2 protein-coding genes are annotated in these 1,316 nt (G+C 74.2%); one reads left to right on the top strand and one right to left on the bottom strand.

The annotated features are described in order from the left end of the window. The coding region (locus tag Air01nite_RS40845) for a zf-HC2 domain-containing protein (protein ID WP_203708913.1) at positions 1 to 550 on the bottom strand (550 nt) is incomplete at its 3' end. Positions 551 to 634: 84 nt separating this feature from the next. On the opposite strand from Air01nite_RS40845, the gene Air01nite_RS40840 reads away from it, so the two are divergent. After that, complete coding sequence (locus Air01nite_RS40840) at positions 635 to 1,246, top strand: sigma-70 family RNA polymerase sigma factor (protein WP_203708911.1); 612 nt, start codon at positions 635 to 637, stop codon at positions 1,244 to 1,246. The last annotated feature ends 70 nt before the right edge of the window (positions 1,247 to 1,316 follow it).

Below are 1,316 nucleotides of genomic sequence, written 5' to 3'. Positions count from 1 at the left end.
GGCTGGCGAGCCGGCCGGGCTCGACCCGGCCGGCGATGATGTCGCTGGCCGAGAGCAGGGTGAGCACCGCGACGAAGGCGGTGAGGGTCGGCAGCAGACCGGTCGGCCTTGTGCGGCGCAACGCGACGAACGCGAAGCCGGCGCCGATGGCCAGGTTCCAGGCGGCCGACTCGTGCCACAGGTGCCCGGAGCCGAGCACGGCGTCGTGCGCGTGGTCGCCGCGGCCGAGCCCGGCGACCTGGGCGGCGCCGAGCAGGAACTGGATCAGCCCGACCGCGGCCAGCCCGACCCGGAGCCCGATCGCCAGCCGCGAGGTGCGCTTGGCTTTTGGCTCGGCTGGTTGGCCAAGCTCGACCGCGCTCAGGTCGATCGGCCGCGCCGGGGGCACGGGCGCGGTGCGGGCCAGGCGGGTCACGGCGGCGGCCGCGTCGAGCCAGGCGGTGCAGCCCGCACAGCCCGCGAGGTGGTTTTCGGTCAGCTCACGCTCGCCGGGCGCGTCCTCACCATCGAGCCGTGCCGACAGCATCTCCCGGATCCGCTCACACTCCACGTGTTGATAGTCGCGTGCGGCCGGCGTTGAGTTCCCGTCAGCCCAGGGCGATTTCGCCAAAGCGGACAAGCTAGCCTTGCCGGCATGCGTCTCCCCGGACGGTCCCCCCACCCGGACGAGCCTGTCGCTGACGGCGACGAGGTGACCGGCTGGGCCTTGGCGGCCAAGGCCGGCGACCGGGCCGCGGCGCACGCGTTCGTCGAGGCGACCCAGCACCAGCTCCGCCGCTTTGTGTCGCACCTGGTCGGGCCGGGGGAGGCCGACGACCTGACCCAGGAGATCTACCTGCGGGCGATGCGGGCCCTGCCGGCTTTCGACGCCCGCTCGACGGCCCGGACGTGGCTGCTGGCGATCGCCCGGCGGGCCTGCGCGGACCACATCCGCTACGTCTCGCGCCGCCCACGCCTGGCCGCCCTCGACGACTGGCAGCCGGTCGCCGAGGCGGAGTTGGCCCGCGACCACGGCGGCGCCGGCTTCGAGACGGGCGTCGCGCTGACCGAGTTGGTGCACGCCCTGGACCCGGACCGTCGCGAGGCGTTCGTCGCGACGCAGATCGCGGGCCTCAGCTACGCGGAGGCCGCGGAGGTCTGCGGCTGCCCGGTCGGCACGATCCGCTCACGCGTGGCCCGAGCGCGCGAGGACCTGGTCACCGCCATGACGGACCGCGACGCCCGCCGCCTCCGCCCCACCAGCTGAAAGGAACGGTCCGTTCCTAACGCTTTCCGCATAGGAACAGTCCGTTCCCAACGGTTGCCCACCGCGGGCC

This window comes from Asanoa iriomotensis (genome assembly GCF_016862515.1).
In the GTDB taxonomy this organism is placed as follows: domain Bacteria; phylum Actinomycetota; class Actinomycetes; order Mycobacteriales; family Micromonosporaceae; genus Asanoa; species Asanoa iriomotensis.
The sequence above is the reverse complement of the archived record's forward strand: the minus strand, read 5'-3'. Positions and strand labels throughout refer to the sequence as shown.

Bases quoted from the DNA above. Each gene is read 5' to 3' on its own strand.
- Air01nite_RS40840 (WP_203708911.1), top strand. From the start codon at position 635: ATGCGTCTCCCCGGACGGTCCCCCCACCCGGACGAGCCTGTCGCTGAC.